The organism is Streptomyces sp. AK010, assembly GCF_014207295.1.
GTDB classification, from domain to species: domain Bacteria; phylum Actinomycetota; class Actinomycetes; order Streptomycetales; family Streptomycetaceae; genus Streptomyces; species Streptomyces massasporeus.
Window position 1 is genome coordinate 24,634 of the sequence record NZ_JACHCX010000022.1, and the last position, 15,266, is coordinate 39,899.

Annotated in this window: 15 protein-coding genes; 12 read left to right on the forward strand and 3 right to left on the reverse strand. The window is 69.5% G+C overall.

What is annotated here, in order from left to right:
• The first annotated feature begins 373 nt into the window (after nucleotides 1–373).
• Together HDC93_RS31670 and HDC93_RS31675 are read left to right on the forward strand one after the other, a co-directional pair.
• The gene (locus tag HDC93_RS31670; protein WP_185014268.1) at nucleotides 374–925 is read left to right on the forward strand and encodes a carboxymuconolactone decarboxylase family protein; all 552 of its coding nucleotides are present in this window, start codon (nucleotides 374–376) and stop codon (nucleotides 923–925) included.
• Nucleotides 926–1,078: 153 nt separating this feature from the next.
• Nucleotides 1,079–1,813 (forward strand): maleylpyruvate isomerase family mycothiol-dependent enzyme, encoded by a 735-nt coding sequence (locus HDC93_RS31675; protein WP_185014269.1) that lies wholly within the window; start codon nucleotides 1,079–1,081, stop codon nucleotides 1,811–1,813.
• Between the two features lie 74 nt (nucleotides 1,814–1,887).
• Here HDC93_RS31675 and HDC93_RS31680 read toward each other — a convergent pair whose 3' ends face one another.
• Nucleotides 1,888–3,231: an AarF/ABC1/UbiB kinase family protein gene (locus tag HDC93_RS31680; RefSeq protein WP_185014270.1), complete on the reverse strand. Its 1,344-nt coding sequence runs from the start codon at nucleotides 3,229–3,231 to the stop codon at nucleotides 1,888–1,890.
• 146 nt (nucleotides 3,232–3,377) lie between these two features.
• Between HDC93_RS31680 and HDC93_RS31685 the strand changes: the two genes are divergently transcribed.
• On the forward strand, nucleotides 3,378–4,574 hold the full coding sequence (locus HDC93_RS31685; RefSeq protein ID WP_185014271.1) for a HEAT repeat domain-containing protein: 1,197 nt from the start codon (nucleotides 3,378–3,380) through the stop codon (nucleotides 4,572–4,574).
• Nucleotides 4,575–4,689: 115 nt separating this feature from the next.
• Here HDC93_RS31685 and HDC93_RS31690 read toward each other — a convergent pair whose 3' ends face one another.
• Nucleotides 4,690–5,334 (reverse strand): winged helix-turn-helix transcriptional regulator, encoded by a 645-nt coding sequence (locus HDC93_RS31690; RefSeq protein ID WP_311774671.1) that lies wholly within the window; start codon nucleotides 5,332–5,334, stop codon nucleotides 4,690–4,692.
• A 518-nt stretch (nucleotides 5,335–5,852) separates the two neighbouring features.
• Between HDC93_RS31690 and HDC93_RS31695 the strand changes: the two genes are divergently transcribed.
• From HDC93_RS31695 to HDC93_RS31725, 7 genes are all read left to right on the forward strand, one after another.
• Nucleotides 5,853–6,287: a DUF1428 family protein gene (locus HDC93_RS31695; RefSeq protein ID WP_185014273.1), complete on the forward strand. Its 435-nt coding sequence runs from the start codon at nucleotides 5,853–5,855 to the stop codon at nucleotides 6,285–6,287.
• Nucleotides 6,284–7,561, forward strand: a complete 1,278-nt coding sequence (locus HDC93_RS31700; RefSeq protein ID WP_311774672.1) for an MFS transporter — start codon at nucleotides 6,284–6,286, stop codon at nucleotides 7,559–7,561. The genes HDC93_RS31695 and HDC93_RS31700 overlap by 4 nt, the downstream gene beginning before the upstream one ends.
• 95 nt (nucleotides 7,562–7,656) lie before the next feature.
• Entirely contained in the window at nucleotides 7,657–8,163 is a 507-nt protein-coding gene (locus tag HDC93_RS31705; protein WP_260419866.1) for an SRPBCC domain-containing protein, read from the forward strand.
• 32 nt (nucleotides 8,164–8,195) lie between these two features.
• Nucleotides 8,196–8,666, forward strand: coding sequence for an SRPBCC domain-containing protein (locus HDC93_RS31710; RefSeq protein ID WP_185014274.1), 471 nt, complete (start codon nucleotides 8,196–8,198; stop codon nucleotides 8,664–8,666).
• A gap of 37 nt (nucleotides 8,667–8,703) precedes the next feature.
• The gene (locus HDC93_RS31715; RefSeq protein ID WP_185014275.1) at nucleotides 8,704–9,438 is read left to right on the forward strand and encodes an SDR family oxidoreductase; all 735 of its coding nucleotides are present in this window, start codon (nucleotides 8,704–8,706) and stop codon (nucleotides 9,436–9,438) included.
• A complete protein-coding gene (locus HDC93_RS31720) occupies nucleotides 9,435–10,232 on the forward strand; it encodes a class I SAM-dependent methyltransferase (protein ID WP_185014276.1) in 798 nt (265 codons plus the stop codon). Before HDC93_RS31715 ends, HDC93_RS31720 begins: the two co-directional genes overlap by 4 nt.
• Before the next feature lie 28 nt (nucleotides 10,233–10,260).
• Complete coding sequence (locus HDC93_RS31725; RefSeq protein ID WP_260419867.1) at nucleotides 10,261–11,343, forward strand: ScyD/ScyE family protein; 1,083 nt, start codon at nucleotides 10,261–10,263, stop codon at nucleotides 11,341–11,343.
• 24 nt (nucleotides 11,344–11,367) lie between these two features.
• Here the strand turns inward: HDC93_RS31725 and HDC93_RS31730 are convergent, their stop codons facing one another.
• Nucleotides 11,368–12,120: a DUF899 domain-containing protein gene (locus tag HDC93_RS31730; RefSeq protein ID WP_185014278.1), complete on the reverse strand. Its 753-nt coding sequence runs from the start codon at nucleotides 12,118–12,120 to the stop codon at nucleotides 11,368–11,370.
• A gap of 260 nt (nucleotides 12,121–12,380) precedes the next feature.
• On the opposite strand from HDC93_RS31730, the gene HDC93_RS31735 reads away from it, so the two are divergent.
• Nucleotides 12,381–13,352: a DUF1702 family protein gene (locus HDC93_RS31735; protein WP_185014279.1), complete on the forward strand. Its 972-nt coding sequence runs from the start codon at nucleotides 12,381–12,383 to the stop codon at nucleotides 13,350–13,352.
• Between the two features lie 64 nt (nucleotides 13,353–13,416).
• The gene (locus HDC93_RS31740; protein ID WP_185014334.1) at nucleotides 13,417–15,264 is read left to right on the forward strand and encodes a VCBS repeat-containing protein; all 1,848 of its coding nucleotides are present in this window, start codon (nucleotides 13,417–13,419) and stop codon (nucleotides 15,262–15,264) included.
• Nucleotides 15,265–15,266 lie beyond the last annotated feature (2 nt).

Here is a 15,266-nt window from a genome sequence, read left to right on the forward strand (position 1 = left end):
CGGTGGCTCATTACATCAGGATCGTGCACGGGAGGGCTTCTTCCGCTGTGCTCTCCTTGAGGGACTGGTTCGCGGACACCTGCGCCCTGCCGTACGGCCCGGCGGCACGCCCGCGGTGTGCGCGATGCCGGCCATCCCGACCCTCACCGAACAGGCGCCGCTGCTCAGGGGCTTGAGGGCAGGAGGACCGATCGTCCTGTCCTCTCGGTCGGCCGGAGGCCCGGTCCCGGCACCGGCAGTTTTCCTGCTGCGGCGGGCAGTTGCCACCGACGGGACGGTTCATTAGCTTCCTGGCATCACGAGGCCCCCGTCGTTCCGCGGCCACTCGGCCCTCGCCGGTCGTCTGTCTCCCCCTTCTCCTGGAGGAAGAGCCATGCCTCATATCGCACTGAACAACGACCTCCCCGGAATCATCGGACTGATAGTCCACCGTCCCGACACCGGCGGACCGCTGGGCGACCTCGCGGATGCTCTGCTGCGGGCCCCGTCCTCGCTCGAACCGGGAGAGCGCGAGCTGATCGCGGCGTACGTCTCGCGGCTCAACGGCACCGAGTTCTGCTCCTCCTCGCACGGGGCCTTCGCCGCCGCGCAACTGGCGGGAGGCCAGGAGCTGGTCCGGGACGTGCTGGCCGACCCCGGCACCGCGCCGGTCAGCGGCCGACTGCGTGCGCTGCTGGGCGTGGCGGCCGAGGTGCAGAGCGCCGCGCGGCCGGTCTCCGACAAGGCGGTCGCGGCAGCCCGCGCCGAGGGCGTGGACGACACGGACCTGCACGACACCGTTCTGATCGCCGCGGCGTTCTGCATGTACAACCGCTACGTCAGCGGCCTCGACACTGAGCTGCCCAAGGACGACGGGTACTACCAGCACGCCGCCCGGCGGATCGTGGCCGACGGCTACCGGGCCGGGATCGTCCAGGGCGACTGACACCACCCGCCCAGGAAGGGACGTCGCAGGGGCACCCGGCGCAGCTGGAGCACGGACGACGTTCCGGAGCGGCGCCACCGCGGTGGTCACGGCGCGAGTCTCTGTCGGTGGCCGCCGCGGCGGCGCCGTCGCCCCTTGAAAGGAGTCTGCCGTATGACCGAAAAGACCGCTGAACCGCTGGCGGACGCTGTCCACCACCTCACCTACCGCGCCTGTCGGGAGAACATCACCCGACTCGTCACCTCGGGCCCCTCGGTCGCGGATCTCCCCGTGCCGGCCTGTCCCGGCTGGAGCGTGCGTGATCTCGTCGGACACCTCGTTCTGGTCTGCCGGATGGTCGTCGACGAGGAGCCGGGTGAGATCAGCGAGCCGCCGGCCCCGGCCCCGGGTATCCCCGTCGCTGAACTCGTCTCCACCTGGGTCGAGTTGGAGAAGGAGTTGCCGCGGGCGCTCCCGCGCGCGGACTGGCTGCGCCGCCGCATCCTTCCGCTGGACGCGTTCTCGCACGAGCTCGATCTCCGTACTGCCCTCGGCATACCCCTGCCCGACCGTCACCCCGCCCTCGCCGACGCGCTGGATCTCGCCGTCATGGGCTTCACCCTGTCGCTGCACGAGCACGGCCTGCCGGCGTTGCGTATCCAGACGCCCGACCGGGCGTGGACGGCGGGGGAGAGCGAACCGGCCGCCACGTTGCGCGGAGAGAGTTCGGAGATCTTCCGCGCGCTGACCGGGCGGCGCACGGCCCGGCAGATCGGCGAGCTGTCCTGGAGCGCCTCGTCGGCAATGTGGCTACCCGCTTTCACCTGGGGTCCGTTCACGCCACCGACGCATCCCGTCGAGGAGGCGGTGCCCACCGGTCCGGCAGTGGACCGCCACACCCGTAACTGACGTCGTCGCCACCCGGGAGGCCGAGTGGCGAGGATCATCAGAGCCTGGGGCCGGGTGTTCTCGTCGGCTCTCGCTCAGCCCGCGGTCTCAAGCCGGCGGCGGCGCTCGCCGGCGGGGCGGCCCGACGCGGCGCGGAAGACGATGGGGCGGGCGATGGCCTGGAAGTCCACTTCGGGGTCGAGGCGGCGGACCGTCTGCTCCACCATGAGGAGGGCGAGGAGGGGGAACACGAACTCCGACGAGGCGTAGATGCCGTTGCGCCGCTGGCTGGCGAACAGTTCGGTGGAGAACGCGATCAGGTCGAAGTCGCGGGCGGTGGTGCCGCCGTACCGGTCGACGAGGCGGGTCATGTCCGCGGTGAAGGCGGCGGTGTCGCTGTGCCGGTCGACTTGTTCGGCGCTGGCCAGGACCGCTTCGGCGCACCGGGGGCCGTTGCGGAAGCCGAGGTTGAGGAAGAACAGGGCCAGGTTCTCCCGTACGACTTCGGGGACGCGGTAGACGAACCCGGCGTCGAGCACGACCACGGAGCCGGTACGGGTGAGGCGCAGGTTGCCGGGGTGCAGGTCGCAGTGGACCAGCCCGGTGCAGAACAGCATCTCGAAGATGGCCCGGAGCGTCTGGTCGGCGAGCGCCCGGCGGCGCTCCGGGCTCAGTTCGGCCACCTCGACGTGGTCGCGCACCCCGGGCACGAAGTCCATGACGACGCAGGACTCTCCGCACAACGCCGTGACGGGTGCGGGTACGGCGATGAACTCGAGGGTGGAGAGGTCGTCGCGGAGCAGGGCGAGGTTTTGTGCTTCGGCTTCGAGGTCGAGTTGGCGGAGCACGCTCGCCCCAACGGCGTGCGCCATGTCGGCGAGCGGGGCTCCGCTCAGCCCCGGCAGGCGTCCCGCGAGCGCGAAGACCGTGCTGAGGATGGTGACGTCGCGGCGGACCATGTCGGTGAGGCCGGGCCGACGGAGCTTGACGGCCACCTGGGTCCCGTCGCTCAGACGGGCCGGATAGACGCAGGCGATGCTGCCCGACCCCAGGGGTTCGGGATGGAAGTCCGTCAGCAACTCCGCCCGTTCGGAGCCGAGATGCTCCGTCAGCGCCAGGTGGGCGTCCTGGGGCCGCATGGGTTCGACGTTGTCGTGGAGGCGTTTGAGCGCCGCGCAGGCGCGGGGCGGCAGGACGTCCTCGCGGGTGCTGGCGATCTGGGCGAACTTGATGAAGGCCGGGCCCAGTCGCTCGACGATCCGGCAGAGCTCCTCGGGCCAGTCCGCGGCCGTGGTCGGTCGTCCCTTCAGGCGCCGCCAGGTGTGTCGCGCCAGGTGGCGGGCGGTGCCCGCGGAGACGGTCGACAGGATCCGGCCGAGGCGCAGTAGGGCTGCGGTGGTGGTCACGTAGGGCAGATCAGGACGGTCAGCTCGTTCCATATGGCCACACGTTCCTTAAGTGGATGATCTACGACCCCCAGTATCCGCCAAGGGAAACCAGGAGGCACCGTGCTTGACAGGTAGATCTAACTTAGTTTTCATATAACTACCTCGCATGGGGTGCACTACCTAACTGCGGAGGAAAGATGACCCAATCGATCGAATCCCGGTTGCAGGAAGGGCTGGTGGCTCTCACGCCGCCGCCGGCCGCCCGGTACAACGACCCGGCGGAGTACCTGGACTTCGCCCGGCCGATCACCGAGAAGTTCCTGCCGTACGACACCCGTAGCGACAGTGAACTCCGAGAGGTCTCCGAAGGACACGAGAGCCCCCTGGAGCGCGAGCGCGCGCTGTGGGAGCTCGCCGACCGCAACCCGGAGGAGAGCCTCGCGTTCATCTCCGACACGATCGGCACCGAGAAGGACCGCCTGGTCCGCTCGGGCGCGCTGTGGCTGGCCCTGCGTTCGGCCGGCCCGAGGGCCCTGAGCGTCCTCGAGAAGTACGCGACGGACGACGACCCCGAGGTCGCCGACTGGGCTCGCGTGCTCACCGGCGACATCACGGGCGTGAAGCCGCAGCGGGTGTACAGCGAGGCCGAGGTCGAGGAGACCGGGTACTTCGACCAGACGGTGCCGCTCATCATCGGCGGCCGGGTCGTCATCATGACCCCCGGCGTCGGCGCGGTCCGCGCGGTGCTCTCGCCGCTGTGGTTCGACTCCATCCTCGGCCGTGTGCTCGCGAGCACCAACGTCTCGACGATCCGTACCGACCTCACCGTCGAGAAGGAGCTCAAGGGCCTGAACGAGGACGGCTCGTGCCACTACGAGATCTTCCCGTTCCGCGGGCTGAGCGTCGAGTACGACGGCAACAACCTGGAGCACAACTACCTCTCCGAGACGCTGCGGCCGTTCTACCCGAGCGGCTTCGTCGGCAAGGGCGAGATGGTCGAGGTGCCCGTGTCGCTCGGGCGTATCGCGCTCACCTCGCTCGCCCGCAAGGGTGAGGTGGCCATCCATGGCGACGGTCCGCGTGCGCAGCGCCTGCGCGACGCCGACATGCCGTTCGTGGAGAGCGTGCGCGGCCGGTACTACGGCTGGGCCGCGGTCAACCTGGACCGCACCTTCGACCGTGGCACCGTCGGCGCCGGCGACGTGCAGCTGTCGAACCCGACGGACCCGATCGCGGGCCCGATGACCAACGCGAAGCTGTACGGCACGTTCCGCGGCAAGACGGGCGACCACACCGGCGCGGGCCGCTACACGCTCAACTCGATCAAGTGCCACGGCCGTCCCGACGGCAAGATCGACGTGGTCCAGGGCGGTGCCGAGCTGGCCGCCGAGTGACCTGAGTCGTGACATGACGGTGCGCCCCCACGCGAGTGGAGGCGCACCGTTGCGTCGTGCCCGCCCGGTCCGGACCGGGCGTCGAACGACGAAGCGGGAGGGCGCGTCGGGCGGCTCAGTCCAGGCCGAGCATCACGGAGCAGCGGAGCACGGCCTCCGGGTCGCCCTTGATCCGGACGTCCCCGGTGGCGATGGCCTGAAACGGGGAGAGCATCCGCGCGCCCACCCGGACGAACGTGCCGGCGTCGCACTCTATGGTCAGCGCGGGCTCCGCCACCGCGCCGCGCTCGAAGGACACCCGGCCGTCGCGGACCAGGATCTGGAAGGTCTGCTCGCTGACCCTGAACTCGTAGACCTCGTCCACCTCGGGGACGGCGTCGTCGACGATCATCGCCTGCACGGCGAGGAATCCCCACTCGGCGCGGGTCGCCCCGTCGGCGTCCGACTCGTCGAGGAACTTCAGGCCCCAGCGCGCGAGCGCGAGGACGGGCTCCCGCAGCTCCTGTCCGGACTCGGTGAGCCGGTAGAGCCGGGCGCGCCCGTCGTCGGCCACGGACATCTGCTCCACCAGGCCATGGTCGCCGAGCATCCGCAGCCGGTCGGTGAGCAGGTTGGGGCCGATGCCGGGAAGGTTCTCCAGCAGGCTCTTGAAGCGGGCGGGACCGATCAGCAGCTCCCGCACGATGAGGAGGGTCCACCGCTCACCGATGACGTCCAGCCCGGCGGCCAGACCGCAGAACTGTCCGTATTCACGCTTCACGGCGGCCTCCTTTACTCTCGTTGTCGATAGTAACATTCGTGCTCTTGCAAGGGAGTGCGGGGCGGCCGGTGAAACGGCCGGCCGGGCCGGTGCGGCCGGCCCCCGGGCCGGTGGCGGGTGGGCGGCGCGAGGTGGGGACGGGGCCGGGGGGTGTCGGCCGACCGCGCGGGCCAGGTCCTGACCCCACCGCCCCGATCGCGTGCGGCGGGAGCCTGCGTCCGCCATAACCCCTGCTGAAAAAGGCAGTTCGGAGATTGAGCGGAGGTTGGGTGTGCTCCGGGTCCGGGTCGCCCGAGGCGACCCGGGACGGCGACTCTCCGTCGATCCGCCGCGGCGCGGGCAGGTGACGGCGGACGTCGGCGGGGCGCGTGGAGTCGGCGCGGATGTGGTGCCGCACGGGTCGTGGGGCGCCCGACGTGATCCTTGCCACTCACTACGTATTCGTATAGCCTCCTGCCGGACAGCTCGATTCACAGGACCCTTTTCGGGGGCTCAGATCTCGCTGGGTGGTGGATTCCGTGTATCTCATCTGGTTCCTGCACAGGGTGCCCAGGTCACGCGAAGAGGATTTCCGCGCCGTCGTCTATGACGCCGTCGAGGTGTTCCGCCGGCACGGCGCCATCGGGGGCACCCTCATGGAAGTGAGCGACCCGGCAGCGAAATACGGCTGCTCGGACATCGAATCCGGCGTCGACGTGGCTCCGGACGAGGTGATCTACGCCGAACTCACCTACTTCCACGACCGCGCGCACTACGACGAGGTCATGCCGAAGGTCGACGCCGACCCCGAGTTGGCGGAGCTCTACGAAAATCTCGTGGAAACAGTCGATATCTCGAGAATCCTGCGCAGCGAGATGAGCACTGTATTCGAGCTGATGAACACCGACGAGTACACCAAGTACCGGCGTACTCCGTATAGGCAGTGGCATCCGGCGCACCAGGAGACAGCGTGACGACTGAACACCAGGACGAGGCCGGTTCGGCGAAAGCCGAACCCACATGGAACTTACGGGCCGTCACCTGGCTGTCCGGAACCCAGTTCTTCATGTTCGGCATCGCCATCGGCGTGATGACGGTCGCCTGGGCGGAGGTCATCCGCTCCCTCGATCTGAGTGACGGGTTCTTCGGCACCGCGCACCTGTTGCTGCCGGTCGTCGGACTGCTGACGCTGCTCGCCGCCAAGCGGATCTACCGCTACCTGGACCACCGCTGGATCGGCATCTACGGCCAACTCGCGCTCATCGGACTGCTCGTGATGCTGGCCGTGAGCGACCACTTCGTAGGTCTGCTGATCGCCTTCGTCCTCGCCGGTCTCGGGTCCGCGCTGGTCGACACCGCCGCCAACAGCGTGTTCATGGAGATCCAGTCCCGCGGCGGCCGCGAAGTGATGAACATGATGTACGCGATCAACAGCGGCGGCACGGTCATCAGCGCCCTCGGCGCGGGCGCGCTGATCAGCCTGGGCATGGATTACCGCTGGGTCGCGGTGCTGTTCGCCGTCATCATGACCCCGGTGCTCCTCGCCTCCTTCGTGATCACATACCCGCCGGTCAACCGGGACGAGCCCGAGGGGGCGCCGGTCGGCGCGGAGGCCGAAGGCGACATCGGCCTCATCAAGCTGATGCGCAACCCGCTGTTCCGCGTGGTTTTCGTGATGACCGTCCTCGGCATCGCGGTCGAGAGCATCGTGCAGGTCTGGTCGGTCATCTACGTCGACCAGCTCCTTGAGGCCCCCATCGTCTACGGCGGCGCGGCCTTCGCCCTCTTCAGCCTCACGATGATGATCGGTCGGATGATCAACGCCTGGCTGGTGGCCGCCCTCGGCATCCGCAGGTCGTTCCTGATCTCCGCGGCCGGAACCGCCCTGTCCGGGGCGCTGCTGATGGCCGCGCTCGACCTGTGGCTGTCCGTCTTCGCCTTCCTGCTCATGGGCATCGCCATCGCCGGCGTGCAGCCCACGTGCCTCAGCGCCGCCGCCCGGGTGGCGCCCAGCCGCGTCAACATCGTCGCGGCGGCCATGATGGTGCCCGCGTACGCCGCGTTCATCGCGACGCCGACCGCCTACGGCTGGCTCTCCGACGCCACCTCCCTGAACACCGCCATGGTGCTCGTCGTGGCCGCGGGCGTCGGGGTCGGCGTGCTCGCCCTGGGCCGTCCGATCGCGGAGGCCGACCGGGCGGCGGCGCCGGCCGAGTCCGGGGACTCCACGCTCACCGCCCAGACCTGACCGGCCCGTCCCCGCCGCGTACCGCCCGCACACCTCCACCACGCCCGGCCCCGCGCACTCCCCCTCCCCGCCCACGCACAGAAGCGGAGTCCATGATGAGCGGATCGCTCAGCGCCCTCGGAACGGCATCGCGCACGGCGCGCACGGCGAAGCTGGACCGGGTCCTTCCGGCGACGCCCGACGAGGTGTGGCGGGCCTGGACCGAACCGGACCGGCTGCCCCACTGGTTCGGCCCGGTCCTCAAGGGCATACCGGGGCCCGATGTGGAGTACGTCCTCGAAGGCCGTGGGGAGCACGGCGACACCATCGTCTGCCGCGTCCTTGTCTGGGAACCGGCCACCCGGCTGCGGGTGACCTGGCGCTACACCGGCGAGGCCGAGTCCGAGCTGCGGCTGGACCTGTCGCCCACGGACGACGGCGGCACCCGACTGCTCCTGGAGCACGTGGGGTTCGGCCCGGAGGCCGACCCGGTCGACTACGCGGCCGGCTGGCACATGTACACCGACAACCTGGAAGCACACCTCGCCGGCACACCCGGCCTGGCGGACTCCGACGCGCGCTGGATGGAACTGATGCCCGTCTACGCCGCATCGGCCGACTGAGTTCACAGAACCGAGCAAGGAGAGAGCACGGCATGAGCGCCACCGACGAGAACAGCACCCCCCAAGGCGCTGTTCAGGTCCCCGACATCCTGCATTCCACGCTGGTCCGCGCGGCGCCCGAAGCTGTGTTCGACCTGCTGTCCAGTGGCACCGGCTGGGACAAGTGGTTCACCAACGGCTCGACCTTCGGTCCGTCCGAGGGCAGCCCGGTGCACTTGGTCTGGCGCGGGTGGACCGACGACGGCAGTGATGTCACCGACGACGGGGTGGTCATGGAGTGCGTGCCGAACGAACGCTTCGCGTTCACCTGGGGCACGCCGCCTTCGCTGGTCACCTTCACCACCGCCGAGCACCCGGACGGCACTTGGCTCACGGTGGTGGAGACGGGGCTGCCGCAGACCGCGGCCGGTCTCGCCCGGTTCGGGGAATGCGCGACCGGATGGGGCGAGGCACTGACACTCGTCCGCTGCTACGCCGAACACGGAATCCGCCTGTCCACCTGAGCGGGCACCGCCCCCGCCGACACAGGAGCTGATGTTCATGACAGACCCCCGCATACCTTCGCGCGTCGCTCTGGTCACCGGCGCCAGCACGGGGCTCGGCGAGACCATCGCCGAGTTCCTCGGCGGCGCCGGCTGGCGGCTCGTGCTCACCGCGCGGACCGAGTCCGATCTGACGGCGGTCGCCAAGCGGCTCACCGACCGGGGCGTCACCGTCGTCGCGGTGGCGGGGGACGTGGGGGAGGCCGCCCACCGGGAGCGGCTGATCGCGGAGGCCGGCTCGCTCGGACGCCTCGACTGGCTGGTGAACAACGCCTCCCAGATGGGGGTCAGTCCGATCAGGCCGCTGCTCGACCACCCGGTGGACGTGTTCGAGAAGGTGCTCCGCACCAACGTGGTCGCTCCCGTGGCACTGGCGCAGCTCGCGCTGCCGCTTCTGCGGGAGACCGGTGGGCTGGTGGTCAATCTCTCCAGCGAGGCGGCCGTGGACGTGTTCCCGTGCGCGGGCATCTACGGGGCCAGCAAGGCCGCCCTCGACCAGGCCTCGCGCATCATCGCGGCGGAGCTGGCCGACACCGGCGTAGGGGTCACCTCCGTCGACCCTGGCGGCATACGCACGCGCGGCTACGCAGAGGCGGAGCCTGGATTCGATCTGTCGGGCGTGCCGACACCGGACGTGACGCTGCCGTTCTGGAAGTGGCTGGCACAGACCTCGTCCAAAGAGGTCTCCGGCCAGAGGTACATGGCGCAGGCCGGTCCGTGGGACGCCCGGTGAGCCCCCGGCCGGAGGCGGACGACGGGTACGGGGCTCCGTACAGCGCGCTCGCCCAGGTCTACGACCGGTGGATGGCCGCCGATCGCGTCCCGTACGACCAGTGGCTCAGCTTCACAGAGAAACGATTCGCCGAGGCCGGCCTCGAAGTGCGGAGCGTGCTCGACGTCTGCTGCGGCACCGGTATGACGATCAAGGCACTGCAGGACCGCGGCTACGAGGTTACCGGGGTCGACGCGTCCGCCTCGATGCTGGAGGTCGCCCGCACCCGCACCGCCCCCGGCACCGAACTGCTCTGCCTGGCCGTGCCTGACGAGCGCCTCGCGGAGCTGGGCCCCTTCGACGCGGCCCTCGTTTGCTTCGACGGGGCGAACTATCTGACGGGAGAGGACGCCCTCGCCGCTACCCTGCACCAGCTCGCCCGGGCGCTCCGGCCCGGCGGGGTGCTCGTCTTCGACCTGAGCACCCGGCGCACCTTCGAGGAGATCGCTGCCCTCGGCGAGTTCGGCGAGGACTTCGGCGACTTCGCCTACATCTGGAACACCCGGCACGAGCCGGACACACCCGCGTACGAATACCTCGTGTCCCTCTTCGTGCCCGAGGGAGAGCTGTTCCGGCGATCGGTCGAGCAGCATGCGCAGCGCCACTTCACCCGTGACGAGGTCGGGAACGCGCTCCGCGCCACCGGGTTCACCGACATCGCCGTCTCGGACAACTACACCGAGCGCGAAGCGACCGACACCACCCGGCGGGAGACCTGGAGTGCCCGCCGCTCGACCGGCTCCGTACCACGATGACGCCCAGGGGGCTCTGATGTTGCGCCGTTTGTGCACCGCCACGGTGGCCACCGCCATGTTCTGCGGACTGATGACCGGCGCCGCCTCCCAGGCCGGGGCCGGCGGACGGCTCGACGTGGTCGCCGACAACCTGGTGACCCCGCGTGGGCTCACCTGGGACGCCCGCGCCGGGCGCGTCCTGGTCACCGAGGCCGGCCGGGGCGGACCCAGCCCGTGCGCGCCCGGCGTGGGCGGATACCCCGCCTGCTTCGGCGCCACCGGGGCCATCACCTCGTACACCCCGGGGAAGAAGGGAAGGACCGAGCGCATCGCCACCGGTCTCCCCTCGGTGATCAACGAATTCAGTGTGCTCGGACTCCACGACATCGACGCGAGCCACGGGCGGATCTCCGTCGTCTTCGGTCTCGGCGGCGAGATGGCCACCCGCAACGGTCTGGGCCCGGCTGCGCGGGGGCTCGCGCAGACCGGCACCATCGACCGCCGGGGCCGCCTCCACCCGGTCGGGGACCTCCTCGCGTTCGAGCAGCGGTACAACCCGCACCGCGCGGACGTCAACGCCAACGCATACGGGATCGTCCGGGTGCCGGGCGGAACCCTGGTGGCGGAGGCCGGCGGCAACGACATCCTGTCGGTGACCGATGACGGATCGGTCCGCATGGTGGCCCTGATGCCCGACCAGATCGTCGACGGCAAGCCGCTCGAGTCGGTGCCGTCTGCCATCGTGAAGGGACCCGACGGCGCCTTCTACATCAGCGAGTACAGCGGTGAGCCGACCCAGCTGGGCAAGGCCCGGATCTGGCGCATGGCACCCGGACGGAAGCCGGTCGTCGTGACGAGCGGGTTCACCGGCATCATCGACCTCGCCTTCGACCGCCAGGGACGGATGCTGGTGCTCGAACTGGCCGAGAAGGGCTTCGACTCGCCCGACCGCACCGGGCGGCTGGTGCGCGTCGAGCGGGACGGACGACGGACAATCCTGGCGCGCGAGGGACTGGAGCATCCCGGCGGGGTCACCGTGGCCCCCAACGGCGACATCTACCTGACCAACCACACGACGTCGCTCGGCGAGGCCGACGGCCAACTGCTGCGCCTGCGCCCGGGCCGGTCGTGATGCCGGGGGCACGCCGGGGACGGATCAACCGTCGCAGTGGCCGCAGCCGTCCCGGCCGGTCCGGTCGCCGTAGTCGTCGTGGTGGCGGACCCAGTTCATGATCCCCGCCTCCTCCTGGCGCCCGAGCGGGGTCAGGTCGAGGTAATTGAAGGTACCGTTGAGGAGATCCGTACCGCGCGAGTACGTCGAGTACGTGTGGAACACCCTCTCGTCCTCGCGGAGAAAGACGCTCAGGCCGTGCTGCTCTCCGCTCAGGGCCCAGGAACCGATTCCGGCCTCCCGCAGTTCGTCCTTCGTGCGGAAGTTGAAGAGAACGGGCGCCACAGATTCATCCATGGTGACGTGGAAATCGTAGTTGAACGACGTTCCGTGGGACGAGTACCAGGGGAACGTCCACCCCATGCGTTCACGGAATTTTGTGATGGTCGCGAGCGGTGCGCGGGAAACCGCGGCGAATGATGTACGGGCCGCGTGCAGATGTGCCAAGTGGCCGATGTTGTCGGCGAGGAGCGAACACCCGGTACAGCCGGCTTCCCAGTCGGGGTCCAGCATGAAGTGATAGACGATGAGTTGACGGCGGCCGCCGAACAGGTCGACGAGGGTGGACGTCCCATTCGGTCCGTCGAAGACGTACGGTTCGGTGATCTCGACCATCGGCAGCGCCCGGCGCTGGGCGCTGAGCGCGTCCCGTTCCCGGTCGAACTGCTTCTCCCGTACCAGCAGTTCCTTGCGGGCCGCTAACCATTCTTCTCTGGATACAATCGCCGGACTGTTCATTTCCGATCCTCACCTTCGTCGTGCTTTCCCAGCAGGGGTACCCTACCGGAAGAGCGGCGGCCACAGTGTTCGACGCCTGTGGTGGCACCCGGTGCATTCGCATCCTCCCCGGGCGTCGAGACCCGGGCTCCCCCGATCCGCCGGACCGGGCCTGGAATAGGGTGCGCACATTTCGAGTAGACAGAGGGCCCGAACCGCCGGGTACATTCGGCAGGTCTTTCCGCACCGCTTGAGGCACCCAAACGAGGGGGTACCGAACAGTGACGGCTGCATTACGTGCGCTCCGGCGCCGAATATTGACCCCCGCCCTGTCCAGCACGAGTCTGGATGTACGCGGATTCCGGAAAAAGAATCCGGCGGCACAGGAACTGCTGGAAACCATCGGCCGCAGCTTCCTCGAGGGCTACGGACAGATCGTCTCAGCCTCGGACGTGCAAGCCGTGGAGCCCCGACTGGAAGCGATTCCCAGGCAGTTCCGGGGTTTCGCCTACGAGGGCGCGGCCATGGGCTGCTCCATCATGGACGCGCTGCCCGGCAGCGGGGGACGACGCATGAGCGGTCTGCTGGCCGGACACGGCGACGCGCACAGGTACATGGCCTACGTCGGCATCGGCTGGGCCATGGCGCGGCTGCCGCGAGTCCTGCACCCGGACGTCCAGGAGACGGACCCGCTCCTGAGGTGGTTGATCCTGGACGGATACGGGTTTCACCAGGCCTACTTCCACACCGACCGCTATGTCCATGGGCAGCGGCGCGAGCGGAGGCTGCCGTGGCCGCAGGACCAGGCCTGGTACGCGCACCGTGCGGTGGACCAGGGGATCGGCCGGGCGCTGTGGTTCGTCGGCGGCGCCGACGTCGACGCCGTTCTGGCGCTGGTCGGTGCCTTCGCGCCGGCCCGGCGCGGTGACCTCTTCAGCGGGGTGGGACTGGCCGCGACCTACGCCGGCGGCGCCGGTGCGGACGAGCTGCTGCGCCTGCGGGAGAGCGCCGGGGAGTACCGGCCGCAGCTCCTCCAGGGCTCGGCGTTCGCAGCGGAGGCGCGCGAACGCGCCGGTCTGACGGTGCCTCACACCCAGATCGCCACCGAAGTGCTGTGCGGCATGGAACCGCACGAGGCGGCACATGTCTGCCGGGAGCTGCGGCCGGGCGCGTCCGACCGCGTGGACGCGCCCGCGTACGAGACATGGCGTCAACGCATAGCCGGAGCACTCGTTTCCGAGGGAAGGTGCTAGCCAGGTGACCACCGTGCGATCCCGCCTCTACCTGCAGCTTCCTGGAATCGTCGCCGTCCTGCTCATGGTGGTGACCTACATCGTGGTGCGTCCCGCGACGCCGTCCGCCGCGCAGACGGACGAGCTGGCGAGCGCCTTCGCGTTCGCCCCGAAGACCATCGCCATGCCCGCCGGCCACGACCAGCAGGAGATCCGCAAGGTCAACAAGGCCTACCAGCACATCGAGGCATGGATCTCCTCGGTGGGCGCCGGTATCGCCATGAACGACGTCGACGGCGACGGCTTCTCCAACGACCTGTGCGTCACCGACCCCCGGATCGACCAGGTCGTCCTGACGCCCGCGCCCGACGAACGGGGCGACCGCTACGCGCCGTTCGTCCTCGATCCCGCCCCGCTCCCCATGGACGACGTGATGGCCCCGATGGGATGCGTCGCCGGTGACTTCAACGAGGACGGGAACAGCGATGTGCTCGTCTACTACTGGGGCCGCACCCCGATCATCTTCCAGGCCCGGTCCGGCCGCGACGACATGACCGCCGACGCCTTCGAACCGGTCGAGCTGGTCGCAGACGTGGGCCAGGCGCGCTACACAGGGCCCCGGTGGCACAGCAACGCGGTGACGATCGCCGACTTCGACGGCGACGGCCACGACGACGTCTTCATCGGCAACTACTTCCCCGACAGCCCCGTCCTCGACCCCTCCGTGCGGGGCGGCGTGGTCATGAACGATTCGCTGTCCAACGCCCTCAACGGCGGCGAGGACCACATCCTGCGCTGGACCGAGGACGGCTTCGTCCAGGCCGAGGACTTCATGCCCCGCGACATGCGCATCGGCTGGACGCTCGGCGCGGCCGCCACCGACCTGGACGGCGACCAGCTGCCCGAACTGTACGTCGCCCACGACTTCGGCACCTCGCGACTGCTGCACAACAGGTCGAAGCCCGGCAGCATCGAGTTCGGCGAGGTCAAGGGAGCGCACCACCCGATGGTGCCCAAGTCCAAGCGCTTAGGCGCCAGCTCCTTCAAGGGGATGGGGATCGACTTCGGGGATCTGAACCAGGACGGGCTGTACGACATGTTCGTCTCCAACATCACCACCTCCTTCGGTCTCCAGGAGAGCAACTTCTCGTTCATGAGCACCGTCGACCGGACGGAGGACATGCGCGCCCGGATGAGCCGGGGCGAGGCGCCGTACGTGGACCGCAGCGGTCCCCTCAACCTTGCCTGGTCGGGCTGGGGCTGGGACGTGAAGATGGGCGACTTCGACAACGACAGCCAGCTGGAGATCACCCAGGCCACCGGCTTCGTCAAGGGCCGGAACAACCGCTGGGCCCAGCTTCAGGAGCTGGCCACCGCCAATGACGGTCTGGTCGCCCACCCCGGCTGGTGGCCCCACGTCAGGAAGGGCGACGACCTGGCCGGCTCCCAGACCATGCGGTTCTTCGCCAGGACCCCGGACGGCGACTACGCGAACCTGTCGGACCGGCTCGGCCTGGCCGTGCCCATCCCCACCCGCGGCATGGCCGTCGGGGACTCCAACGGCGACGGCAGGCTCGACCTGGCGGTGGCACGGCAGTGGGGCGAGCCCGGCTTCTACCTGAACGAGAGCCCGACCGCCGGCGACTTCCTGGGCCTGAAGCTGACCCACCCGTCCGGATCACCGGTCGTCGACGCCCAGGTGTCCGTGACCCTGCCCGACGGCACCCGGCGGGTCGGCCGGGTCGACGGCGGCGGCGGTCACTCCGGCAAGCGCAGCCACGACGTACACATCGGCCTGGGCGAGCAGGGCGACGCACCCCTGCCTGTGCGCCTGAGGTGGCGCGACCGCTCCGGCGCGGTCCACGAGAAGGACCTGCGGCTGGCCCCCGGCTGGCACGACCTCCAGCTTGCGTCCGACGTCAAGGAGAAGTGACC